This window comes from Geopsychrobacter electrodiphilus DSM 16401, assembly GCF_000384395.1.
Taxonomy (GTDB): domain Bacteria; phylum Desulfobacterota; class Desulfuromonadia; order Desulfuromonadales; family Geopsychrobacteraceae; genus Geopsychrobacter; species Geopsychrobacter electrodiphilus.
In genome coordinates, this window is sequence record NZ_ARWE01000001.1 from 593,233 (window position 1) to 617,549 (window position 24,317).

At 52.2% G+C, this 24,317-nt stretch carries 24 protein-coding genes and 1 riboswitch; of the genes, 19 read left to right on the forward strand and 5 right to left on the reverse strand.

The genetic code is table 11. The features are described from left to right. Nucleotides 1-191: 191 nt before the first annotated feature. Nucleotides 192-356, forward strand: a complete 165-nt coding sequence (locus tag D888_RS23885; RefSeq protein ID WP_020674992.1) for a helix-turn-helix domain-containing protein — start codon at nt 192-194, stop codon at nt 354-356. 39 nt (nt 357-395) lie between these two features. Then, nucleotides 396-2,153, forward strand: coding sequence for an ATP-binding response regulator (locus D888_RS20525; protein ID WP_020674993.1), 1,758 nt, complete (start codon nt 396-398; stop codon nt 2,151-2,153). Here D888_RS20525 and D888_RS0102740 read toward each other — a convergent pair. From D888_RS0102740 to D888_RS0102755, 4 genes are all read right to left on the reverse strand, one after another. Continuing rightward, on the reverse strand, nt 2,141-2,791 hold the full coding sequence (locus tag D888_RS0102740) for a response regulator (RefSeq protein ID WP_020674994.1): 651 nt from the start codon (nt 2,789-2,791) through the stop codon (nt 2,141-2,143). The two genes, D888_RS20525 and D888_RS0102740, sit on opposite strands and share 13 nt — an antisense overlap. Nucleotides 2,792-3,313: 522 nt before the next feature. Beyond that, nucleotides 3,314-3,445 (reverse strand): hypothetical protein, encoded by a 132-nt coding sequence (locus D888_RS24720; RefSeq protein WP_281169640.1) that lies wholly within the window; start codon nt 3,443-3,445, stop codon nt 3,314-3,316. A 227-nt stretch (nt 3,446-3,672) separates the two neighbouring features. Beyond that, entirely contained in the window at nt 3,673-4,449 is a 777-nt protein-coding gene (locus tag D888_RS0102750; RefSeq protein WP_020674996.1) for a DUF2182 domain-containing protein, read from the reverse strand. Further along, complete coding sequence (locus D888_RS0102755) at nt 4,446-5,042, reverse strand: DUF1326 domain-containing protein (protein ID WP_211215654.1); 597 nt, start codon at nt 5,040-5,042, stop codon at nt 4,446-4,448. The genes D888_RS0102750 and D888_RS0102755 overlap by 4 nt, the downstream gene beginning before the upstream one ends. A gap of 67 nt (nt 5,043-5,109) precedes the next feature. Further along, nucleotides 5,110-5,197: riboswitch (cyclic di-GMP riboswitch) on the reverse strand. A gap of 454 nt (nt 5,198-5,651) precedes the next feature. Between D888_RS0102755 and D888_RS20530 the strand changes: the two genes are divergently transcribed. After that, nucleotides 5,652-6,080: a response regulator gene (locus tag D888_RS20530; protein WP_020674998.1), complete on the forward strand. Its 429-nt coding sequence runs from the start codon at nt 5,652-5,654 to the stop codon at nt 6,078-6,080. A gap of 194 nt (nt 6,081-6,274) precedes the next feature. Here the strand turns inward: D888_RS20530 and D888_RS0102765 are convergent, their stop codons facing one another. Beyond that, nucleotides 6,275-7,261 carry an NAD(P)H-quinone oxidoreductase gene (locus D888_RS0102765; RefSeq protein ID WP_020674999.1) on the reverse strand — a complete coding sequence of 329 codons (987 nt, stop codon included), beginning with the start codon at nt 7,259-7,261 and terminating at the stop codon, nt 6,275-6,277. Nucleotides 7,262-7,409: 148 nt separating this feature from the next. On the opposite strand from D888_RS0102765, the gene D888_RS24525 reads away from it, so the two are divergent. The 16 genes from D888_RS24525 (at nt 7,410) to D888_RS0102865 (ending at nt 24,316) form a co-directional block, all read left to right on the forward strand. Further along, complete coding sequence (locus tag D888_RS24525; protein WP_020675000.1) at nt 7,410-8,018, forward strand: rubredoxin-like domain-containing protein; 609 nt, start codon at nt 7,410-7,412, stop codon at nt 8,016-8,018. A gap of 4 nt (nt 8,019-8,022) precedes the next feature. Further along, a complete protein-coding gene (locus D888_RS0102775) occupies nt 8,023-8,691 on the forward strand; it encodes a nitrite/sulfite reductase domain-containing protein (RefSeq protein ID WP_020675001.1) in 669 nt (222 codons plus the stop codon). Nucleotides 8,692-9,018: 327 nt separating this feature from the next. Continuing rightward, nucleotides 9,019-10,938, forward strand: coding sequence for a sensor histidine kinase (locus D888_RS0102780; RefSeq protein ID WP_020675002.1), 1,920 nt, complete (start codon nt 9,019-9,021; stop codon nt 10,936-10,938). 14 nt (nt 10,939-10,952) lie between these two features. Beyond that, complete coding sequence (locus D888_RS0102785; protein WP_020675003.1) at nt 10,953-11,594, forward strand: response regulator; 642 nt, start codon at nt 10,953-10,955, stop codon at nt 11,592-11,594. 159 nt (nt 11,595-11,753) lie between these two features. Continuing rightward, on the forward strand, nt 11,754-12,281 hold the full coding sequence (locus tag D888_RS0102790; RefSeq protein ID WP_020675004.1) for a hypothetical protein: 528 nt from the start codon (nt 11,754-11,756) through the stop codon (nt 12,279-12,281). A 394-nt stretch (nt 12,282-12,675) separates the two neighbouring features. Beyond that, entirely contained in the window at nt 12,676-13,083 is a 408-nt protein-coding gene (locus D888_RS0102800; RefSeq protein WP_020675006.1) for a hypothetical protein, read from the forward strand. A gap of 479 nt (nt 13,084-13,562) precedes the next feature. Next, a complete protein-coding gene (locus D888_RS0102805; protein WP_020675007.1) occupies nt 13,563-14,456 on the forward strand; it encodes a hypothetical protein in 894 nt (297 codons plus the stop codon). A gap of 19 nt (nt 14,457-14,475) precedes the next feature. Then, nucleotides 14,476-14,955, forward strand: a complete 480-nt coding sequence (locus D888_RS0102810; protein ID WP_020675008.1) for a hypothetical protein — start codon at nt 14,476-14,478, stop codon at nt 14,953-14,955. 70 nt (nt 14,956-15,025) lie between these two features. Further along, the gene (locus D888_RS0102815; protein ID WP_020675009.1) at nt 15,026-15,430 is read left to right on the forward strand and encodes a hypothetical protein; all 405 of its coding nucleotides are present in this window, start codon (nt 15,026-15,028) and stop codon (nt 15,428-15,430) included. 31 nt (nt 15,431-15,461) lie between these two features. After that, entirely contained in the window at nt 15,462-16,322 is an 861-nt protein-coding gene (locus D888_RS0102820; protein WP_156826930.1) for a hypothetical protein, read from the forward strand. A gap of 47 nt (nt 16,323-16,369) precedes the next feature. Continuing rightward, on the forward strand, nt 16,370-17,602 hold the full coding sequence (locus D888_RS0102825) for a hypothetical protein (RefSeq protein ID WP_156826931.1): 1,233 nt from the start codon (nt 16,370-16,372) through the stop codon (nt 17,600-17,602). A 442-nt stretch (nt 17,603-18,044) separates the two neighbouring features. Further along, nucleotides 18,045-18,560 carry a hypothetical protein gene (locus tag D888_RS0102830; RefSeq protein ID WP_020675012.1) on the forward strand — a complete coding sequence of 172 codons (516 nt, stop codon included), beginning with the start codon at nt 18,045-18,047 and terminating at the stop codon, nt 18,558-18,560. A gap of 216 nt (nt 18,561-18,776) precedes the next feature. Further along, nucleotides 18,777-19,697, forward strand: coding sequence for an OmpA family protein (locus tag D888_RS0102835; protein WP_156826932.1), 921 nt, complete (start codon nt 18,777-18,779; stop codon nt 19,695-19,697). Between the two features lie 343 nt (nt 19,698-20,040). Then, complete coding sequence (locus D888_RS0102840; RefSeq protein WP_020675014.1) at nt 20,041-22,434, forward strand: Ig-like domain-containing domain; 2,394 nt, start codon at nt 20,041-20,043, stop codon at nt 22,432-22,434. A 661-nt stretch (nt 22,435-23,095) separates the two neighbouring features. After that, nucleotides 23,096-23,320, forward strand: a complete 225-nt coding sequence (locus D888_RS0102855; RefSeq protein WP_020675017.1) for a hypothetical protein — start codon at nt 23,096-23,098, stop codon at nt 23,318-23,320. A gap of 342 nt (nt 23,321-23,662) precedes the next feature. Then, nucleotides 23,663-24,316 carry a DUF47 domain-containing protein gene (locus tag D888_RS0102865; RefSeq protein ID WP_020675019.1) on the forward strand — a complete coding sequence of 218 codons (654 nt, stop codon included), beginning with the start codon at nt 23,663-23,665 and terminating at the stop codon, nt 24,314-24,316. The last annotated feature ends 1 nt before the right edge of the window (nt 24,317 follow it).

The window sequence follows — 24,317 nt, forward strand, 5'->3', positions numbered from 1 at the left end:
GATTGATACTTTTGTATCGGTTCCGGATTTTTCCTGAAGGCTGTATTTGTAATTCAGTAGAATAAACTTCATCTCACTTATTTTTTACTTCGGCGGATTCAATTCTGAGGTGCAACTTTTGTAGATGAGTTTAAGTGGCGAGCTGCGGTAACGTCGAAGGTACTTAAAACGACCAAGAGAAAGGAGCACAGATGAAGACCTACACACAGCTCGCCAGCGATCAAAGATACCTGATTCTCGGGTTGATGAAAGCGGGTTGGAAACAAGGACTGAGCGCAGAGGAGATCGGTGTGGACAAGCCCACGATCTCGCGTGAGTTGAAGCATATATCTTTCTTCAATGATATTTGGGCTTAAATAGTTTTTTAGCGATTACATTTCCGGATAAATTCTGTGATGAAAAAAAAGAGAACCAACGAACAACGTGCAAAGAGTAATGAGGTCGAATCAGAATTGATTCTGGCCACCTATGGCACCCCATTACTGTCGCCTATGTTAAACATTATGGTGGCGATTGTTACTATCACCCTGTTTATTGGCAAGGTTGCCATGTTCAACCTGGTGTTATGGGTTTCTCTGGTATCTGTTACCTCCCTTATAAGGATAGGCACTCTGCTAACGTTTCGCCGCCAGCAGCCGTCGTTACCGCTTGATAGAAAATGGGGACACCGTATAGTTGTTGTTATGGGGTTGAATGCTGCGGCTTGGGGAGGGGCATCCTATCTCCTCTTTGTGCCTAATTCATTCGAGATGCAAATGAATCTTGCCGCATTTGTTGCGGTAACAGCTGTATTTGTCACGATGACGGTATCTTATATGCCTGCTGTCAAGGCGTACGTTGCGCTATCAATGCCGCCAATTGTCATTATGTTACTGTTTCAGGGCACCAGAGAGCACTATGCGACCGCAGCCGTTGTGATAACGCTGATTATTTTAACGCCGCTGGTCGCCTCCAAGCGCGCCCGATCAATGAAGGAACTTATCGGTCTGCGTATGGCACTGGCTCGGGAAAAAGAGTCGGCAGAGCAAGCCAATCTGGCCAAATCGAAATTTTTGGCCGCCGCCAGCCATGATTTGCGTCAACCGTTGCACGCGCTAGCCATGTTCACCGGGACATTGGCCATGCGCGCCCGGAAGAAAGAAGACAAGGAAATAGCACAGCATATTGGTGACGCTGTCTCTGCGTTGGGAATGCTGTTGAATGCCTTGTTGGATATCTCAAAGTTGGATGCTGGTGCAGTGGTGCCCAAGCTGAAAGATTTTCGCCTGGCTGGACTGCTTGGCCGGTTACAAGATGAATATGTACAGCAGGCCAATTTAAAAGGTCTTTCATTGTCAATTGCGAATTGCGATACCGCTGTGCACAGTGACCCGGCTTTGCTTGAAACGATTATCCGCAACCTGCTAAGCAATGCTTTACGCTATACCAATTACGGCTCGATAACTCTACGTTGCCAACATAAAGGGCGTGATATCGTGATTGATGTTGCAGATACCGGTATCGGTATTGCGGTGGAGCATCGAAGAGAAATCTTTCGAGAATTTCATCAATTACACAACCCGGAACGCGACCGCTCCCAAGGTCTTGGGCTTGGGTTGGCTATCGTTGATCGTCTTGCGCGACTCTTGGACTACAGGCTGGATTTACAATCTGAACCCGGGAAAGGCTCAGTGTTTACGATAACCTTACCGCAAGCAGTAGGCGCGATATCCGCTAGTGCTTTCAAGGAAGATATTGATACCGAGCAGAATAGTGACGAAGCGCTGTCCATGTGTATTGTTGTGGTGGATGATGAGCAGACAATTCTTCTGGCGACCAAAAAGCTGCTGGAACACTGGGGGCATGAGGTGATTGCTGCCGACTCTGCCGATAAGGCTGTGAAACTGATTGATCATGCCAGTCGAGCCCCTGATGCAGTGATTGCTGATTTACAGTTGCGAGATAACAAAACCGGTTTGCAGGCGATTGAAGCCATACAAAGTCGGGTGGGTAAACACATCCCGGCGATTATCATGACCGGCGACATAACACCGGAACGCATGAAAGAGATGAGTGATAATGGCCATTATGTATGGCACAAGCCAGTCTCTCCAGCCAGAATTCGCGCCTTCATCCGCCAAGTTCAGCGTCAGCTGTCAAATCACTTATCCTGATAGCCGAGTTTTTTTGCCGCCAATACCGCCTGAGTGCGGCTAACCACATCAAGAGTCTTCAGTATCGCACCAACATGAGTTTTGACCGTGACCTCAGACAGATTCAAAGCCTTGGCGATATCCTTGTTGGAGGCTCCCTGCATCATTAATCGCAACACCTCGCATTGGCGTGATGTCAGCTTTGAAAAAGAAAGGTTTGCCTGACCTCTCCCGCCAGCTTGTTTGCATGTAATGCTCGGCGTTACATAGATGCCACCTGCGAGCACCAGTTGAATTGCCCTGAGTATTACCTCGTTGGATTCACTTTTAAGGATGTAACCCACCGCGCCAGCATCCAGTGTCCTTTGCATGTCAAAAATATCATCGGAAGCAGTAACAACAATAATAGGCGCAGCACAGGGGTTATTGGCTAATATCTCCAGAACCTTGAAGCCATCAAGGCCTGGCATATTCAGATCAAACAGAACAAGGTCAATATCGGGATGGGCACCCATCATGTCGAGGGTTTGCCGGCAGTCATTGGACTCAACAACGGTGATATCACTCCACAGCTGTTGCAGCAATTGCTTGAGACCGTTGCGTAACAGCGAGTGATCATCTGCAATCAAAACTTTCCGGATATTATACGTAGTGCTCAAAACATAGCCCCTGTTGAACATCTGCACATTATTCGTGTCTACTTGTAGCGATTTTATTGGTCATCATCTTGGCTCAACTGCCAAATATCAGCCACTCATACCTGCCCCTGAATACATTGAGTTGAATGCTGCCGCCAAGGTTGATAGTCCCTGGTTCGGTATATTTTTATTCGGAGCAATTTTGGGATTAGCAACTTCTTGGTCAGTATAGATGTGACCAAACGCCAAGCGGTTCATATCTGCGCCCGTCAATCATCCGGCCAAGACCAACCAATACGGAGAATAGGGTAGTCCCCTTTGTCCTTCTCATAGTTTGTGTTAGAAACTACCATCCACATCCGCCTTGAACGGCGCTCCTGATTTAGCTATCGTAGCAAGGTGCGACCCGTAACATTTCCCTGCCAACCACAAGATGAGCGCATTTTCCCCTCCAAATGAAATTTTCGCGGGCATAAACCTTGGTAAGTACATTAATACTATCGAGATAGTCATAATTAGCTACGGAGTCAGTATAATAACTCATTAGTAATTCATGAAACTATTATTTTTTAGGGCCAACTTTGGCAGGTCGAGGCCGCTGTCCATGCCGTCAAGTTCGATTAATTGAACGGCAAAGAAGAGGTTATCGGCCTTCATTGAACGTATGGTTCGCATGCCGATATCTCGATACAAAAAAATCTCTTTCTATGTGCGGGCACTCTACACCTATGGGCTTAAAGCACACCCACCGACAGAAAATTCGTTTCTATTAATTGTTGAAAAGCTTGTCTTTCGCCTGTTAGTGAATAAACAGGTTCAGGTACATTTATAAAAATAAAAACTTTGGTGATTTCATCTGGTGCTGAGCTGCAGCCTTGTTGGTTATGCCCGTGCGGGGATCATCAGTGTGCCAAAAGCTGCCAAAGCCCCCAGCTGACCAGTAGCGCTCCTGCACTGCCACTCACCCAGCGCTGAAAAAGGACCAGTTTTTCGACCAGCACAAAGATGCCGATCAATGCCACCCAGAGCAGGTTCATTACCCCGGTGACGAACAACAACCCCATTAGCGCCCAGCAGCAACCCAGGCAGAACAGGCCATGACGAAGCCCCATGCTCAGGGCCCCCAAACGGCCATCGCGCCATTCGTTCAGCAAAAAGTTCAGGGGCGAGCGACAGTGCTGCAGGCAGCGCTGTTTCAGATCAGTCCACTGGAAGAGACCGGCGGCAATAAGGATGACGCCGCCAAGCATCGGGCTGGTACTTTTGAGCAGGGTTGGTGAGAGCAGGGCGGTTGTATGCAGCCCCCACTGGGCAGCAGTGGCAACCAGACTGAAGGCCGTCCAGACCGCCAGGTAGCCGAGGACGAACAGGCTGGTTGGGACGTAAGGCTGTCCTTGGCCGAACTGTTTGCGGTAGGTCTGGGAGAAGATCATGATCATTGGCGCGGCCGAGGGGATCATCATGCCGACCATCATCACCGCCCACATGATGAAGCAGAACAGCAAATCGGTCCCGCTCCAGCTCATCATCTGTGGCTCGGTCATGGCCATGCCGGCCGGCATCTGGCCCATCATTCTGGCCAGGTAGAACAGATAAAGCCAGGCCAGCAGGCAGAGCCCGGCCAGCCCTCCGAGAACAATCGCCTGATCGCGGCTATATGTCGAACCGACAGAGTTCATCCGTTATAAGCGAAGGGAGAGTAGTAGCCGTTCTTCTGGGTAATCTCCCAATGAAAGCTGTGGTCGGTGTAGTTCATGCGTTTGGATTTTGCGACCACCAGCGGGTATCCAGGGGCAATGGCGAGGGGATGGCCGGAGATGGTCGCTTCTCCTTCCGCCTGGCCGCCGATCGCTTCGATTTCGGCCGCGGCAATCCCCGGAATGCTCAGGCTGCGGTTTTTACCGCTAGCCTGATAAACTATCTCGACACTTTTGACCCCGAAGAATTCGCCGATATGTGTGGCCAGTCGCGACGGGTGCCCGCCGGCCTGGCCGGAAAATATTTTGCTCAGCGCTTCCTGCTGTCCGGAATCCCCTTTACTGTCAATGTAGAGAGCGGCCTGCCAGGGGACTTCGGCCATGTGGCCGGGAGAGTGGACGGCCAGGACGGCGTTGAGGTCGCGAAGGTTGATCTCATCGAAATGCCCGTTGGTAATGTGCCAGCCGACCAGCGCGGTGCAATCACCGCTGGGTGGAGCACTCAGGAATACGCAGGGACAGCCCGTGTCACAGTTGCAAGTTTCGAAGTAGGTACCATCAATTTTCCAATTCATGCCCATTTGTGGATCTCCTTTCATTCGCTTACAAAAAAAACCGAGCTCTCCGTTGGATTTATCATCCTTCGGTAGCTCGGCCATCTTGTGAGGTGTGAGAGGGAAGATCCGCCGCTTTCCGTCCCTGCTTTTCAACAGGTTTGGCTTTTTCGTGGATCACAGACCTGACTATAACACCAATTGTTTACCAGTCAAGTAATCTATCGCTTCCGGCGCAATGCTCTGGAGGTATTTTCCGGTAACGGCTCATACCTCTCTGCAATATGAGTAACTCACCGTCTGGTTAGCTTTGAGTTTTTATTTGTCGCCACAATTGAAATATAACCCCCTGTTCAGGGCTTCAGTGACAGGTTTTTATTCAGCTCAACTCACTAGCGGGAGAGTTAACTGAGCTTGACTTGCAAATTGAGAATTTCGCGCTTAAATGAAGTTCGAACTCAATTGCAGGAATTATCCAAGGGCGGGAGATGCTCCGTTTTGTCTCGTGTGCGTTCGCCGTTGTTAAAAAAGCTTTTATCAGGATCAAAACCTATTTTTAACTCCTGATGGCGAATTTCTCGCGCCATTTAAGTTATGCATTTGCGTTTCATTTAACCTAAGGCACGAATCATGACTCCAAGAATAATTGTATTCGAAGATGATGAAGCGAGCCGTCGGCTCATGACCATTTTGCTGGAACAAAGAGGCTATGAGGTCATAAGCGCGGCCGATCCAACGATTTGCCCTCTCTACTCAGATCGTGAAAAACCTTGCCCTCATGTAGATGCCTGCGGCGATATCTTATTGACTGACAATCGGATGCCCAATATGACAGGCTTAGAATTTGTTGAAACTCAGAGCCAAAGAGGGTGCAAGGGAATTATTCAAAATAAAGCCGTAATTTCTGGTACCTGGAGTTCGAAGGAATGTGAACAGGCTGAGAAGCTGGGGTGCAAAATGTTTTACAAGCCCGTCTGTATCTCAGAGATATTTGAATGGATAGAAGAGCAGATAACAAAAATCCCCCTCAACCGAAAACTGGCGCCACTGTATAGGTAACCGGTTTCGAGGGTTAAACCAAGAGTTACCCATCCTTTTCAGACCTCAGTGTTGCGGATTGAAGGGTAGGCCAAAAGAAATTCCCTCCAGAAAGTATCTATGGGGGCGGTAGTGCCTGAACCTTGTTAATATTCTCATCAAGGCCGCAGGCGATGATCGCCTGCGGCCCTTTGGTCATACTGGTGCGGCGGAGTTCAGCCGATCTTCAGCACAATCTTGCCGAAGTGTTTGTCCTCTTCCATCATGCGGTGTGCATCCTGAATCTGCTCGATGTCGAAGACCTGTTCGATGATCGGTACGATCGAACGGTCGGCGAACTTGGGCAGGGCGCGACGGGTGAACTCGGCGACGATCTCGCCCTTTTCGGGAACCGGGCGGCTGCGCAGCACGCTGCCGATGATCTGCTGGCGTTTGACCATCATCAACGCCAGGTTGAGTTCGGCCTTGATGCCGCTGATGATGCCGATGATGACCAGCTTGCCGGTATAGCCCAGGCTCGCCATGTTGGGCGCGAGGTACTTGGCGCCGACATGGTCGAGGATGACATCCACCCCTTTTTTATGGGTGAATTCCTTAACCGCTTCGCTGAAGTCGGGGGTGGTGGTGAAGTCGAGGACCAGATCGGCGCCCAGCTCTTTAACCCGCTCCATCTTGCTCGGATGCGCTGTCACGATCAGTTTAGCGTTGGGGGTCAGCGCCTTGGCCAATTGAATCGCGGCGGTGTTGACGCCGCCGCCGCCGCCGTGGAGGATCGCCGTCTGGCCATCTTTAAGACCGCCGATCATGAAGACATTCAGGAAAGCGGTGATATAACTCTCATTGACACAGGCGGCCTCCTCAAAGCTCATACTGGCGGGGATCGGCATCAGGTGGCAGGCGTAGGCCACGGCATACTCGGCATAGCCACCGCCACCGACCAGCGACATGACGCGATCACCGACCTTCCAGCCGCTCACTCCGCTGCCGAGTTCTTCGATGATGCCCGCGACTTCGAGGCCGAGAATCACTGAATCACCCGGAGGTGGCGGGTATTTACCTTCACGCTGGACCAGATCGGGGCGGTTGATGCTGGTCGCGGCGACCTTGATCAAAACTTCATCAGCTTTGGGCTGTGGCCGTTCGGCCGCGTCGACTTTCAATACGTCGACGCCACCGAATTCATCTATCAGGACTGCTTTCATCTCTCTCTCCTTGCAGGACAATGTCGGAACTGGCAGACTGTTAACCAGTTAAAAATGTTCGAATAACAAACAGTGTCTCGATTATAGGGATTCCCCCATGGGAGTCAAATCGAAACACCAGCTAAAATACATCCTAGGGGAGGACTTCATGCAGAAACGCTGGCGTTGTACGGTTTGTGGTTATGTTCATCAGGGGGATGAACCGCCGGATATCTGTCCGGTCTGCGGCGTTGGGTCGGAGAAGTTTGAGCTGTTGGTCGAACAGAGTGATGACAAATCCGCTCCTTCGGGGATCAAAGGTCTGCTGCGGGAGATGATCGATACCTTCATGCCCCACGCCGTGGCCGCCCATTTCCCCAATGCCCTGGTGCCGACCCTGGGACTTTTTCTCATGCTCTGTCTGCTGGTCGGGTTGAAAACCCTGGATCACGGGATCTATCTGCTGCTGGCGATGATCGCTGTCAGTGTGCCCGCCACGGTGGCGACCGGTATTTATAGCTGGCGGCATCATTACAATGGCGCCAGGAGTCAAATCTTTCACCGCAAGTTGATCCTCGGCGGTTGTCTGATCCTGATCTGTCTGGAGATGCTGTTCATGCGCTATACCAACCCGGAGCTTCTCATTGCCCCCGGCGGAGCAACCTGGTTCTTCCTCGCCCTGGCAGCGGCGGCTCTCTTGTGTGTCACGATGCTCGGTCATTACGGTGGGATGCTGGTTTTTGGGCGGATCGAAAAGACCCCTGGGAAATTCGATTAAACTTATGAAACGCGATATTGAGGAAAAGGGAGCTATCATTCAACGTGATCGCAGGACCTATGCGATCGTGCCGCACTTGCCCGCCGGGTTGGCCACGCCCGAACAGTTGGAGCTGATTGCTGCCGTGGCGCGCCGTTTCGGGGCACGCCTCAAGTTGAGCAGCGCCCAGCGGGTCTTGATCGTCGGTCTGGCCGAAGAGGATCTTGATGCGGCCTGGGCCGATTTGGGCGGGATGAACCGCGCGCGACCGTTCGGTCCCTGTGTGCGTTCGGTAAAAATCTGCCCCGGCACCGACTTCTGCAAGCGTGGGCAGCAGGATTCTGTCGCGCTCGGGTTGAAGCTCGATGCACGCTATCAGGCCAAAGAATTGCCCTGGAAACTGAAGATGGCGGTTTCGGGTTGCATGAACGACTGCGCCGAAGCCTGCATCAGGGATATCGCCCTGCTCGGCACGCCCAAAGGCTGGCATCTGCAGGTCGGAGGCAATGGCGGTTCGGCCCCACGCCTGAGTCGTCGCCTGCTGGAACATATCCCGACTGAAGAAGAGGCTCTGACCGCAGTCATCCGGCTGGTCGACTGGTTTATCGCTCAAAACCGCAAATGCCGGATTGGTAAGCTGATCGACGAGGTCGGGTTGGACGAGGTTCGCCGGGTTGTGCTGGACGAGGGGTAGCATGTGTATGGGACAATGCTTTGAGCAACCTTGAAGTTGACATTCCCCGGTAATGGTATCTATGTATCTTCCTTGGAGTTGACAGTGTTCAATATCAGAGGAGCGCCTGGCGGGATTCTTTTTGCGGCTCTATTCCTGTGTCTGTTGAGCCTGTTCAGCTCAGTTTACCTCGCAACGCATCTACGGCCGTGGCTTGGACTCACCCTGCAAGCCGAGGATGATTTGCCTGGAGCCCTGATTACAAACGTCTACCCGAACAGCCCTTCCACCTTGATCTTATCTGCAAACGACAGGATATCTGCGATTCGATCAGTTTCAGGAGAGCCATTGGCAATTCGCGGATCTGACCTGGTGGAAGATCCCGATGTCTTTCCGACCTTCGATTCTTTCCATCGCTTCCTGACGAGACAGGCTGTGTTTGCCAGTATTTTGCTTGAACCAGTGACGATCTTTGCGCTGGAGGATGGTCGGGAGGTGCGCCTGCAACCGGCCGCTTCCCGCCCCATTGGTTCGCTGCCGGCTAGGTTCTGGTTTCTGAATGCTATCGGGATTATCTCCTGTCTCCTTGGCGCGGGGATTATCTCCGTGCGGTTAGATGTGCGGGCCGCTCAGGTGTACGCCATTGCCGGGGTCGGCCTGATGGTCAGCACCATGGCGGTCGCTGTCATCTCCTCACGCGAACTCGCTCTGGATCCGGGGTTGCTGTTCAACCTGCGCACCGTTTATCACCTGGGAAACGATGTCTATGCCCTCTTCGCGATCTTTCTGCTTGCTCTCTACCCCACACCGCTGAAATCGTTTTTTCTTCCTGGGCTGGCCAGCCTGCTGGTCTTGCTGTTTCTGGGGAATGAATTCTTCGAATGGACCGATCTTCCGGGGAATACCACCCTGATTCAAGCGCCGATCTATATGGCGATTGCCCTGATTATCGGGTTTCGGCAATGGCAAAATTCCAGAGGAAGCGCCATCGATCAGGCCGCGTTCAAGTGGTTTCTACTGGCTTTTTTGATTCCGACCGGTCTGGGCTGCTTTCTCTACTTCGTGCTGCTGCTGATAACCGGGCATGCAGTGTTTTCAGTCAGTGTCGGGTTGGGGTGTTTTTTGTTCATGCACGTCAGCCTCGCGCTGGGCATCCTCAAGTACCGCCTGTTTGACATCGATCGCTGGTGGTTCAATATCTGGCTGTGGTTTTTTGCCGGGGTTTCGGTGCTGATTGTTGATGGCCTGTTGGCTTTTTCCATGCATCTCAGCACCGGCTCGGCTCTTCCCCTCTCTCTGCTGTTTGTCGGATGGGGCTATTTCCCAGTGCGTCAGTGGGTTCTGGGGCGGATTTATCGAAAACACCGCAAGAGATTCGAGCAGTATTTGCCGATTCTGGTCGCCGGTATCGTGGATCAGGAGAAACATGGCGATGTCTTGTGGGAATTCGTGCTGACAGAAATTTTTGAGCCGCTCTCGCAGAAATTTTCGCCGGGAAACATAGCTTCACCGAAAATTCTGCAATACGGACAGATCCTTCAGGTTCCCAATATCAGCGGCGAGGGGACTATTGAAATAATGTTCCCCAAAAAAGGTCAGCGCCTATTTTCCGCTATGGATGTTCGTTTGGTGGATGAGCTGCACAAGATATCGAGTCAGACCGAAAGCCGGCTGGCCGCACATACGCGCGGCGCTCAGGAAGAGCGTGAACGGATTCTGCGCGATCTGCATGATGATATCGGCGGGCGGCTCCTCTCCCTGGCACAGACATCGAGCAGCCAGCGCACATCTCAGCTTGCCCGTGAAGCCCTGCGCGCACTGCGCGACATCGTCTACAGCCTTGATCCGCAGGCGAGTATTGCGCTGGAGGAGGCTCTAGCCAACTGGCGCCAAAAACTGCATGAGCGTTGTGAGTCAGCCAGCGTCATTTTTGATTGGCAGGTTCGTCCCTTCGATTTCGAGTACCAGCTGAGTCCGCGTCAATTGACAAACCTGTCGCGGGTCCTCTCGGAAGCTGTGACCAACGCTTTCAGTCATGCTGATCTGGATCAGCTCTGGGTCGCATGGCACCTTGAGGGTCAGCAACTCAGGGCGAGTATCCGTAACAATGGGGTTGGGCACGAGTCTGAAGAGGTTCGTTTCGGTAAAGGGTTGAATAATATGCGGAGGAGAATTGCCGATCTGGGCGGGACCCTCGATCACTTCTGTCGCCCCGAAGATAATTCCTTTGAGGTCCGGCTGTCGTTGCCGCTTTCCCCCGAACCCTGAAAGGTGAAACCGCCATGAAATCGGTACTTATCGTAGAAGACCATGACGATACGCGGGCCTGGTGGCTGGAGCATATATCCGAGGCATTTCCCGAGGCGCAAGCGCTGGGCGCGGTGACCCTCAAAGAGGCCCGCAAACACCTGAAGAGCAACTCTTATTGTTTGGCGCTGGTGGACATCAACTTACCTGATGGGTCGGGGATCGACCTGGTCAGGGAGATCGCAGTCTCTCATCCGAGGACTTATACGGTCATCACGACCATCTTCGATGATGATACCCATATCTTTTCGGCCCTGCAGGCCGGTGCCAAAGGGTACCTGATCAAAGAGCAGCTGCTGTGCGAGCAGGTTGATCAACTCAAAGCGGTGCTACAGGGACAGCCCCCACTATCTCCGGGTATCGCCCGCCGTATTCTCGCCTATTTTTCCCGTTTGGGACAAAAGGCCGAAGAAACGGAAGCGCTGACGACACGTGAAAATGAGGTCCTTCAGCTCATCGCCAAGGGGTTTTCGCGCCCTGAGGTCGCCAGACTGCTCGGCTTGACCACCAACACGGTGGCCGGATATACCAAAATCATCTATCAGAAATTGAATGTTTCAAGCCGGGCCGAAGCGGTTTATGAAGGCTTGAGGCTCGGACTGATCGATCCTTTCTAGATTTTTTCTTTTTAGCCTCCTTTTTTCTTATCCCCCCCAATCGGGGGTGTTCCCACCTTGTAGTCACGGTTAATTTCAGATCAGACAATGCATGGAATTTCGCAAGAAATTTCTCTGACAAAGTGTCGGGGAATGCCTTTTGCCTCGTGAGGAGGATTTATGAAACGCGTATTTTTGGTTCTAATCGTTTTGTTGTTTGGTTTGTGTACCGTCTCAATAGCTGACTCGATTTGCCAGTTCTTGCCCATTACGGACCTGGGTAAACAGTCGATGACGGCTCAGGGGAAAACCACAGCTGATATGCAGAGCAATTTACCATCAGCAGAAGAGATCGCGATTCCAGTTTATCCTGATGCCTTTTGTGGCGCGACCGGCGAGTCAAATGGCGAGCTCAGCACGCTGACTATCGTTTCTAAAGACAGTCCCGAAAAAGTAGTGGCCTGGTACCAGGAAAAACTGGCCAATGGATGGCAATACACACCTGAACTCGCGGTTAAAGAGGCCGGTCAGGTGGGACTCTTTGTCAACACGGATAAAAAAAACATTTCCCCAATGGATTCTCTGAAATATAGGCAGTTAATTGTTTCGAAAGTTGAAAAGCCCGGGGATACGGGGTTTGTGGAGATGATGTTTGATGTGAAAGGGGTCAAATCGATGATTGTCATGTCCCTGAAGCCGATGCTGTAACAAGGAGCGGAGAGGGGATATGCGGTGTCGTCTGAATTTCTACAAAATTCTTGGGCTGATTGTTCTGGTCTGTTCTGGGTCAGGTCTTGAGGTCGTCGAAGCCTGTCAAAAACGCCCGCTACCAGCTGTCGAGCAAGCATTCTACGAGAAGGTTACGACCATTTTGGAAGAGGTTCTTCCTTCACCAAAATGCTTTATATCGGGAAATGGCGAATTGAAGATTTCATCAAGAACTTGAACCTGTTCCGGCCCGATGTCGCTTACGCAAAGATCGGTGCGATACGTCTTGAGTTAACAGGCAAGCGTCCTCAGGTTGAGATCCCTCTCTCCGACACAGCCAATATAGTCTCTCTGGAATTGGCTACGAAGTAGTGGTCGAAAGGACAGGGCGTCAATGAAACGACTAAATATCTTCTTCTTAACGATTATTGCTGGGCTGGTTCTTCTTGGGGGCGTGGCACAGGCCGCGAACCAACAATGGCAAGGTAATGCATCTCAGCGTAAAGGGGCTGCACCCGTCGCAACAGACAAAAACATTCCGCAACGCTTCGATCTTCAATGTCCAACCGCTTATGCCGGAATCAAAGGCGAGCTGTTGCCAACCTATTGGGAACCGATCGACAAGGCACAGACTGTTGAACTTATAAAATCCCAGGTACTTAATCAATATTTTTACTGTGTTTACCGCATTCCGAGCTCGGGTCGTGACATTCATTCGAGCATCAGAAAACTGCTCCCCGAAGGCTATAACTGTCTCTCAGATGGTGCTGGACGGTTTGAGTGTCGCGCAAAAGGGCGTTGAGCTCTTGGTAGAAGGGCGAAAGTCGATATTAAGAATCAGTACGAGTTGCAGGCAATATCTATCGGAGATGAGCTAAGTCCCTTGTCAATTTACAATCGGCCTAGGTAGCCAATAAGAGGAAGTTTTGAAAAAAGACTGTTAGTAGGGGAAAAAGGACTGCCCGGAAACCCCTATGGTGGGAAGGCTCAATAATTAAAGCCCGATTAAACATCAATACCCCTAGGAGTCTGTCCGAGAATAGGGGCCGAAGCGAAAAACCAGAAGTTTGAGAACAGATTTTAGCTCGTTTGCAGGCTTATAGCCGTAGCTATGGGGCAAAAAGGAACTGAAATATGGGCCAAACTGCTGGTTTTGCAGCCGGGTTTCTATCCTCGGACAAGCTCCTAGGGTTTAGTCCAGATTATCGTTTTCGCAATGAACGGACATGCTTACCTGTCTGTTCTGAGTTCCAGGGTATTTTATGACTCAAAGGAGTTGTGATGCTTCTCAAAAGATTAGATCGGTATGCTCGTTACATTGATAAGCTCAGGATATTCGGTTTGGCAACTTTCCTAGTCTGCGGCATTTCTACTTTTTCAGCATACGCCGATCCCATCAGCGATGCTGAGGATGTACCTGCAACCGCTGCCGAGATGCAATACATCAATCATGTAATGGATCAGGTCAAGCAGTCGGTGCCTCCCCTCGAAGGGTGGAACCGGAAGCTGAGAGTCACTGTTTCGGGAAACTCGATGCGGGAAGGTGAACCGGTGCTGATCTTCGAACGCGCGCGTAACTTTCCCCTGAAGCTCATTCTGGATTTCAGGTTCAGCAAGATCACCGATGTGCAAAAGAAGAGAGCTGTCGCGAAGAGAGATACTGCGGTTCTTGAGCAGGAGATGATGGCCGCGATTCAGAGGCAGGATCTGGAGACGGTGGCCGAAGTGCAACAAAAGCTTATGGCGCTGGCCCATGGGCAAATGGCGGAGCAGACTCAGCTGATGGCCCAGGCGATGAACCAACCGTCGGGTGCGAGTGCGCAGGGCACTGCAAAGAAAACCGCTAAATTTTATGTTCAGGTTTTGATTAACGGCGCTGGGGAGAAAATCGGGAAGGCCTACGACATGCCCTCGCCGCCAGGGGTTGTTCACGCATTTCGTATCGACAAGAAAAATAGTGGTCCGCTGGGCTACAAATATTACCTCGGTGGTTGGGCCGTCAGTGAGCTTAACAAAAAGAACTGGCGAATCGTTTTCCCCAAGGAGATCCAGACACCAGACAACCACCTGCGTTCACTTGTCGTTTTTGCGCACGTGGACGGGGACAGAGAAAGCGTGGAGAAGTATGTGACGAGTTCCCTTAATCTGAAGGGTCTCGAGAGCGTGCTGGACTGAATTTATATAGGAGGCGTGCATGAAGAAGATCATTATTTTTGCCCTGTTTTTGATGGTGTTCGTCGCTTGTGGGATGGCCTGGGCGGGCCCCTTCGCGCCGATGGCAAAACTCGATGATAAATTCAAGTCGATGGTGCAGCCGAAGGATCGGGAGGTTCCTGATGCAGCCGAAGTGGTCATGCCAGCCTATCCGAATAGTCAGTTCTGTACGATCGATCCCGACAGTTCCGGTCCCGAAGGCTGGAGAGAGGTTCAGCTTCTTTCCACAGATCCCTATGCAAAGGTGTCCGCCTGGTACCGTGAAAAAATGTCTGATTGGCACTGCCTGGAAGAGACCAGGGGGATGAGTTTCAGTTGTTCGGATGAAAATCCGGATGTGCCCGGTCAATATAATCCAGAGACTTCCAATGTGGTTGAGGTGGTTAAGATAAATGTTCCCATTCCCTGCGTTCTGCCGGGTATGCAGACCGGGATTTTTGTCCGGTTTCAGCCGGATTGAGCACTCAGGAGAAAAAGCACTTTCAGCTTAGGGCGTTTATTCTCAGTAATCATAGAAATGGGGTGTCGTTATGCAGAAAATAATGTTTTTCGCAACGATGTTCTTAACCGTAGTGATAGTGGCCGCAGCACCAGCAACTATTTGTGCGGCGGACATGGCAGCGAGTCAGCAAAAGTTACTTGAGGATACAGGTATCCCGGTCTATCCGGAAGCCAGCTTTACTACTGGCGATGACAGCGTCGCTAGCATGCTTTGGTTCAAAAGTAAGGATTCTCCAGAGAAAATCATGGACTGGTACGAGGAAAAACTCTCAGGGTGGTCCGTGCTCCTGGCCAACGGGACCAAGGTTCTCTATTTGGGGCCGAAGGGTAAAGAGGCCAAAGACCTTTTAACTTTGCCCCATATCTGGGCAAGGACCACGGATGAGACCCCGGGCTCCAAGGATTCAGAGATCACCATTCGGATACCCAAATAGGGGTTGCGCGAAGAACCTACAGGGGGAACCTATGAGGATATGGACGTCTCATCGTCTAGTGAGAGCATGCAATCTCATCATCCTGGCATGCGTCGGCATCGGCCTGATGGCGATGACGGCCCATGCCGCCAGCGTGAAACGCTTCAAAGAGCCCAAAGCCTGGCAGTGTACTTTCAAGGCGTCGATGGACCAGCAACTCGAAAGGAAAACCGGTCCGGAGGGCATGGCCAGCAACTCTCAGCGGCAATTTTTCCAGGCCCTGGGCGCCTCTGGCACCAAGGTGCAGAACCCGGGTGGAGAGACAGACTCTTACCGCCAGTCGATGAAACAGACGGTCGAAGGGAAAGCACGCCTCGACTACATCTATGACGGCGGGCCCGACGGTTTCCAGATCGCCGGCTGGGGCAATGGCGGTGCCCAGGTCCACATTGAATCCTCTTTTGAAGGTACAGAACAAAACCAATTGATCACCCGGGATAAATCAGCCAGCTACGATGGTTTTGCGAAGTTCGAGGGTGAAGAGTATGAGCCGGCCTTTCAGATCTGGCTTTATCCCGAGGGGGAAGCCTACGCCCTGGAATACAGGCTTTCAGCCGTCAAAGCGCGGCAGGTCGAACACTGCCGGATGAAGGAAGAGATTGAGGCCGACCGCATAAAGCTGGAAGCAGCCACCGACAAGGATATGCCCCTGGGAGGATTTTTGGGTGGAATGATGAAATTCACCTGCGCAACGGAGAAAATTTCCGAGGTCGACCTCGAAGGTGGTGCCTTAAGTGCTCTGTTGGAGAATATCCCCCTACCGGCTTCGGGACTGAAGCTGGCCGGAGAAGGGAAAAGTTCATTTATCGATTCCGGCGAGGTGAAGGTGCAGTGGGATTGTCGGCCGGAGTAAGCCCGGAGGAAGTAATGCGGAGATATACGTTGAAAGAGAGGTATCCCATGAAAATAGTTAAAATAAAAACCGGCATATTCATTTTTATCACAGCGGGCTTTCTCCTCATTGGAACATGGGTGTCAGCAGGCAACCTTCCTGTGTGGGGTGGTACAAAAACCACGACCCAACCCATTCAGCCAACAGCTCCCAGCCAGACAAATACTCCAGCGCAGCGCTCCCTCCAGATCCAGCCCAGGCAGACCACTGTTGCTCCTGCGGCAGGCGCAAGGTCTACATCTTCGCGGCCCGGAACAACAAGCACGCCTCAGCCGGCGACACCTGCTAAAAAGGCCCGGTTCCGGGTCACGCTGACAGGTTTTCATGTCTTTGCCATCGAAGGTGTGCTGCCAAGAGGAGGATTAACCTATTATGCCGGGGCGAAGGTGATGGTGTATTCCCCGTGGGGAGCCATCCTACGGCATTCTTTTAATAAATCGTTAGTCGTTGGGAACAATAAGAAAGTCCCTGGTGCGATCAGGGGCGGTAGCGCGACCAAGAATGGGGGATTCCGCAGCGGCGATGTGTACCCGGGCAGCCCGCCCTACGCCGCACCGGGAGCGTATCCGGACAGGATACCCCTGGTTGTCTGGGAGGGAGAACTGGTGGAGGGCGGCAATGTGGTTGTTATCGAGCCCACCCTCTGGGAAAAACGGGGCAGTGAAAGTATTTTCAGACTCTGGCACGAGCAGTTTCCCAATAAGCTTAATTATCTCATTCCGTGCCCCCCCAATGGGCTGGATCAATCTACAACCCAATTCCCGATTCCCGCCTGGACTCAGCAGAATCAGGCCCCCATTCACAGCCTGCTGGCTTCGGCGAATGAGTTCCGACAAAGCAGGGCCTGCGTAAACATTACGTCCGAGTCGACCTTTAGAGTCGTTGGGCGCGGTTCGCCGGATATTCCCATTGACATCCATCCTCATGGAATGTTGCTCACTTACAGCAAGGCTTATGAGATGGCCGCTGAAAAGGGGACCGGGCCTGTTTCGCCAGTTCGATATGATCGCTCTTTCCCTAAAAGTCTTTTCAGGGGCAACGCCCGTGGAGCAACTACATTTCCGGTGGGCGGTGTGCAGCCCTTCTGGTTTGGTCGCACCTCAGGTGGAGACATTGTGTATATAAACATGAAACAGGCGGCATATGTTGCCAGTTCACTAACCTTCGGGGCGGCACGCCCCATTCAACCTGATATAACAGCCATCGAGCTGTATCTAAAGGTAACGAAGATTAATCCGTAGGGTTGGGGGTCAATATACCTATGGCCAGATTTTCTTTTCTGGAGGATTCAACGTGTAAGTGAATTATTTCTGGTTTCCATCAACCTTTTGATTCTTGGAAAGTGAGGGGCAACATGGCAGATGTTTTTGATTATAAGATCCATGGCATCGTCATGTGGATGGTTGAGGGCTTGTACCCGACACAGCCATTGGTCTGCACTTGGGGGTTCAGCTGATTCCGTTGTGATTCTTTTGTTTTTCGGTTGAATGCGAGGAGGAAGCGTGTATGAGCAGAGTTATTTTAAAAACTGTTTCTGTCCTGACGTTAATTTTGGGGATGGGTATTTTTAACCAATTTGCCTCAGCCGTTACTTAGCCGAATTGGGAGAAACGTCTGACAAACAACCTCAGATCAAACCAGAGAAAAAAAGCTTTTGTCTTTCGTATCGTTAAGGAGGTAACTATGAAAAAACGAGCAACCTGGCTGATGTCATTGGTTGTTTTATTGGTCCTTATGCCTTCTGGCGCTGATGCAGGATGCACGGTTGAACTCAGGGCAAGGTGGACAGGAATCCCTCCTGGATCCCGGGGGGTGATTGTGCTCAAAGGCTTTAAACAAAAAGCTCAGGTAAGAACCAAGGGCGGCACCTGGTCGCCCTTGCTTGGGGCTGGGCGACCGGCTCAGCGACAGGTAACTTTCTACCCTAATGGGAGTTTTAAGGATTCACATGTTTGGGGGAATAGTGGTGGCTGGAGCGTTATAAATTCTGGATCAGGAATTTGGAGGTTCACGAAAAATTTGCGCATGGGCTGTAAGCATGAACGCCAGTATCGGTTCTTGGCGGAAACATACGGCCATACGGGCGGTGCACTAGGTGGGTGGATGATTAACTTTCCAGGGCAGAGCAAATTTGCTCCCAAAAATACGACAGTGATTGATTTCGGGGATCTGGGTCGGTTCAGCTGGACCTATAAATAGTCTTCAGCGGGATCGGCACAAAGTATTGGTAAAGGAAGTCATCATGGCTGCCGGCGACCCTTGGCGGACCTGGCAAGGTATATTTGCAAAGCCTGCCCTCGCGCCTTGCTCACCGGATTGTCGCGTCATCAGGCGGAAGCAGTGACAAAGGCGAAGAAAGAGGGAGTGGTCTTGTCGGCCGATTTTTGGGTGGTGACTGAAAAAGGGGGAGATAACATGTCTGATCGAAAGGCTTCGACTTCAGTATTAGCTTTGATCTTGGCTATGGTTTTATCGGTTTTGCTTGTGACCTTTTCGGTCGCCGCAGAGGGCGAGGATCACCCGTTGATGAAGCGCTATCCGGGTTCGGAAATCAGTAAGTCATTTATAAAGGACTTCGATGAAGTTGTGATGCCTACGGGCAAGTCGGAGCGTAAGGGGTTTGCCGATAGCATTACCGTCAAAGGGAAGGTCACCGGGATCGTTTATCAGAATCCCAAAAAGAGATCGACGCTTGAAATCTACCAGAACTACGAGCAGGCCATGAAGGCAGCCGGGTTTGAGTTCCTGTTTACCTGCGCCGACAAAGAGTGCGGTAAGCCCGGCCCGGAAGATCCACTGCTTAATTATCGCTGGGCCTGTTTTGAACAGCGTCATGCGACGGCAAAGCTTGCGCGCCCCGAAGGGGATATTTTCGTAAACCTGCATGTGTGCAAAGGCACCGACAAAACCTTTCTGGGGATTGTCGAGTCAAAACCGATGGAAGAAGGATTGGTCAAAATTGACGCCGATGCCCTGGCCAATGAGATTGAGCGGACCGGTCACGCATCTATTTACGGTATCTATTTCGATACCGATAAAGCGGATGTCAAACCGGAATCGGAGCAGGCATTGGGAGAGATCGCCCGGCTTCTCAAGGAGAGGCCGGATCTTAAGTTGTTTGTAGTTGGTCACACCGACAGTGTTGGGAGCCTCGATTACAACAAGGACCTGTCGATTCGCCGGGCGCGCGCGGTGGTTGATGTTTTGGCCGGGACATACGGCATTTCAAAAAATCGACTGCGGGGAGAAGGGGTTGGGCCCCTGGCGCCGGTTATGGCAAACAACAGCGATGGAGGGCGGGCGAAAAACAGGCGGGTGGAGTTGGTGAAGCAGTAATCGTCGAAGGAGACGACAAGGATGAAAACTACAATTCAAAAAAGGACCGTTTGTTCGGACCGTAAACATAGGCACAGTCAAAGCTTTTGTTCACTGTCCGGAGAGAGGGCCGAATCAACCTCCCTGCCTCATGGGCTCTGCCCCTTTGCTGATGTCCAGAAGATGCAATTGCCAGATGGCACTTTCTGCGCTCCAAACCGAATACTAATTACTTGGGGCTTAGGCTGCTCAGAGAAAATCAGCTCTTTGCTTCCTAAACTTCTACATCTTAAAGGAAGAGTTAGTAGGCTGTGGTCGGCAGTGAAGTGGGTGGCCGCCTGAACATTTCACAAAGGAGGAAAATATGAAGAGGACCAGCTTCCTGTGGCTATTGGTGCTGTTACTGGGCACGACTCTGGGGGGGTGCGGTAGCGACTCTCCTTCTCCAGACCTGACGCCTCCGACTCTCGCTCAGAACCAACCCTCTAATCCCGCTGACGGTGCCACGAACGTTCCCTTAAACACTGTCATCACCCTTAGTTTTAACGAAACGATCGACTCGGCCTCGGTAACCGCCGGTACTTTTACACTAAGCTCCAATGGGACAAACGTTCCAGGTGCGGTCAGCGTAAGTGGCCCCACCGTTACGTTTCAGTCCGTCGCTGATTTGGGTCCCGACACGACCTACGTGGTGACTCTGGCTCCTGGTGTGACCGATATGGCGGGGAACGCCATGACCACAGGATACTCCTGGAACTTTATGACCTCTGCTGCTCCTGATCTTACTGCGCCGTCGGTCAGTCCGCCGCCTGCACCGGCAGATGGCGCCGTCGACGTTCCGATTAATACTTCCATCACGCTCACTTTCTCCGAACCGATTGCCTCCACCTCGGTGACCTCGAGTACCTTTGTCCTGAGTGCCGGTGGAACAGCGGTCCCCGGGACCCTCGCGGTGCAGGATGGGACCATCACCTTCCAGCCTCAGGCGGCCCTCGGCTACGACACCCTCTACACCGTGACCGCCCAGGCCGGGATCACCGATCTGGCTGATAACCCGCTCGGTGCGGCATACAGTTGGAGCTTCACCACCGCTGCCGCACCGGATACCACACCGCCGACGGTCAGTACTGTGACGCCACCTTCTCCTGCGGATGGGGCTGTGGACGTTCCGGTCAGCACTGCTGTTTCGATTACTTTTTCTGAGGCGATGGCCGCTGCCTCATTCACCTCCGCCGATTTTCTCTTGAGTACGGGCGTGTCTAATGTCGCTGGTGTAATCAGCGTCAGCGGCGCGACCGCCACTTTTCAGCCGTCCGCCGATCTGACCGCCGGAACCACCTACACGGCCACGGTGAAAGGGTCCGTCACCGATCTTGCCGGAAATCCTCTGGGGAGCGATCATACCTGGGGGTTCACCACCGCAGCAGCGACAATCGGCCCGGCCTTGGACGCGCCGCTCATGCTCAATACCGCGGGGGTGACGACCTATTCCTATACGTACGAGGGTGGCCTGGTGCAGATAGACGATCAGGGCAATGCGATTGCCGTCTGGATACAGGCCGACCCCTATATCCATGAACTCTGGACCAGTCGTTACCAGGCACCGACCGCCACAACGGCCGGTGCCTGGAGTTCGCCGCAGATGTTAGCCTCTCCAGCGACCGGTGAGACCATCTACGAGCCTGCTCTGGCCATGAATGGGGCCGGTGAGGCGATTCTGGTCTGGCGGGTCTATGTCAGTGCGGCGAGTCAGAGCTATCTCTATTCACGTTATTTTGATCCAGTCAGCGGCTGGGGGGCGGTTGAACCCTTGAACTCCGCTGCTGGCGGCGGCCTGATGAGGGTGGTGTTGGATGATTCAGGGAATGCTACAGTTGCCTGGGAGCGGAGCAAACCAGTGCCCGGAAGACCTTCAAGCGGACGGGTGAAGACGGTGGGTGCAAATCGATATGACCCGGCCAGCGGCTGGGGCCCTGAAGTTCTCCTGGAGGATCTCGTTTTCACCGATGCCGCTGACTTTTCCGACGTCAAGGTGCCAACCCTCGCCCTCGACTCTGCCGGTCATGTGACAGCAGTCTGGAAAATGTACGATACGACGAATTACAATGTTCACGCCGCGCGGTTCAACGGAGTGAGTTGGAGTTCGGTAGCGACGCTCCATACGACCTCCAATTACATTGTGCCCTTTATGGCAGCCGGTGCTGACGGTAGCGGCAACGTCACCGTCGCCTGGCGGCAAAACGGAACTGGATCAAACACCCTCGGGGTTGCCCAATTTGACGCCACAGGGAGCAGTTGGGGCACCCCGCTGCAGTTGGCTGATGCTGCAGGGTTGACGGCGAGCGACCTGGCGGTTGATGCCAGCGGCACTGCCATGGTCATTTGGCGCCAGGAGCCGGCCACCAACCAGGAAATCATGAGTCGTCTCTATACCCCTGGTAGCGGTTGGGCCTCAGCAGTCTCCGTAACCGGTGCTGATCTGCAGACCGCGCCGAGTAGCGAAAGCGTAACCCGCATCGCGGCCTCGGGCAGTGGAAACTTCTTTGCAGGCTGGAATGCCGGCGGGTCGGTCAGCCCGTCGGCGACATTCGCCAACCTGTACGATCCTCTTACCGGTTGGGGAACCCTGACGGTTATACATGACCAGAACGGCAGCGCCGCTGGCCTGCCGAAACTCTCAGCAAACCCGAGCGGCGAAGCGGTAATGACCTGGGGGCAGAGTAGCGATAAAGGAACTTGGGGCAGTCTCTACCATTAAAACGAATGTTGTACTGAAAAAAGCCAGGGCTACCAATCTATAGGTAGCCCTGGCCTCCACTTTTTTCTGCGGCGGGAGTCCGATCAGGGACAACCTGCGTGGTCATAAATTGAACTTTTTTGCCTCAGCCGGGCGCATAGAAAATACAATCTTTCAAGCCCAGAACTGAGCCGACTTTCTGCTTGCGCGGCCCCCAGCCGGAAGTATACTGAACTTCCAGCACACATCGTCCTTAACCTGTAAGCAGCCCCAATCATTAAACGGTGGATTGGCGATGATGTAGTCAGCCTTGAGTCCCCATGTGGCAGACCTAATCGATTACAAAAACTACCGTGACGACATGTAGATCGTCGAAATTAAGCTTGATCCTGGTGAAGGTGTGCATCGAGGTGGGGCTATGATGTGCATGGCAGATTGCATCGAAATGGAGACTAATGCCAGCGACGGTTTCGTGGGCCTACTGCTTGGTGACGATTAAAAATGGAGGTGAGTATGCAGGCAAAAACAGCTTCCATCATGTAGGTTTGAGGGAGCTGGTTGTGATTGTTTTGTTGGTTTTGACTACTTCTTTGCCTAAGAAGGCAAGGATCACCCGCTGATAAAACGCTACCCGGGTTCGGAGATCAGTAAGTCATTTCAGAAAGATTTCGATGAAGTCGTGATGCCGACCGGCAAATCCGGACGCAAAGGTTTCGCGGACAGCATATCCATCAAGGGCAAGGTGACCGGCTTTGCCTATCAGAATCCCAAGAAGCGTTCGACCCTCGAAATATATGCGAACAATGAGCAGGCATTGAAAGGCGTCTGTCCGCTTTTATCGGTTATGGCCAACTCGAGCGTTGGAGATCGCGCCAAAAAACTTTATGTGGAATTGATGAAACAATAAAAGTTTTTTTATCTGCAAACTACACCGATTCAGGTAGATTAAGTCTAAGGGATAAATTCTTGTTTTGGTTTTATAACCTGAATCTATGCAAAGGTATGTTGCTCGCGCCTCTGCGTAACGTAGATTCTAAGAGCGACAGCGCAAGAAACTCTGGGAGCAGTCGCGCCATTGGTTGACTGGTTTATCGCTCAAAACCGTAAATGTCGGATTGGTAAACTGATCGACGAGGTCGGGCTGGACGAGATCCGCCGGGTTATGCTGGGTGCAAATGTGCGCTGAAGTAATTTGTGATTGGCTTCCCCGATGAAACCTGCTGGATGAACTATAGAGGAGCGTGCGCACATGGCTTTAATCGGAATCTTCAAAAACAGTATCGGGATCGAAAAAGAGATCGACTCTTTTCTTGATCTGGCCAGTGAGTCAGGGCTGATTTATCTGCAGGGGATGAATGCCTATCTGGCCGGGAATATCGAAGGTTTCTGCGAGCATCTGGCGCAGAATGTCAATACGGAAAAACAGGCTGATGTCCTGCGTCGCTCGATTGAAGATCTGCTCTACCGGAAAACCCTGATTCCCGAATCACGTGGTGATGTTCTAAAGCTGATTGAACGGATGGATGCCCTGCTCGGGCAGTTCAAGGGGGTGATGTTCCGCATTGAGATCGAACGGCCGCGGATCGCCCCTGAGTTTCACGAAGATTTGAGAGCCATAAATGATTGTGCTGTACAGTGCGTTGAGGCCATGACCCTGTCATTGCGGGCCTATTTCAAGGATATCTCCCAGGTCGCCGATCACATGCATAAGGTTATTTTTTGGGAAACCGAATCGGATAAGGCTTCGACCCGGTTGCAGAAGGCGATCTTCGGTCATGAGCAGCTGGGGCTGGATGCGAAAATGCAACTGCGTGATCTGGTCAAACATATCGATAAAATTGCTGATCAGGGCGAAGACCTGGCCGACAGCCTGGCGATTTTCGTCATTAAACGTTCATTTTAGG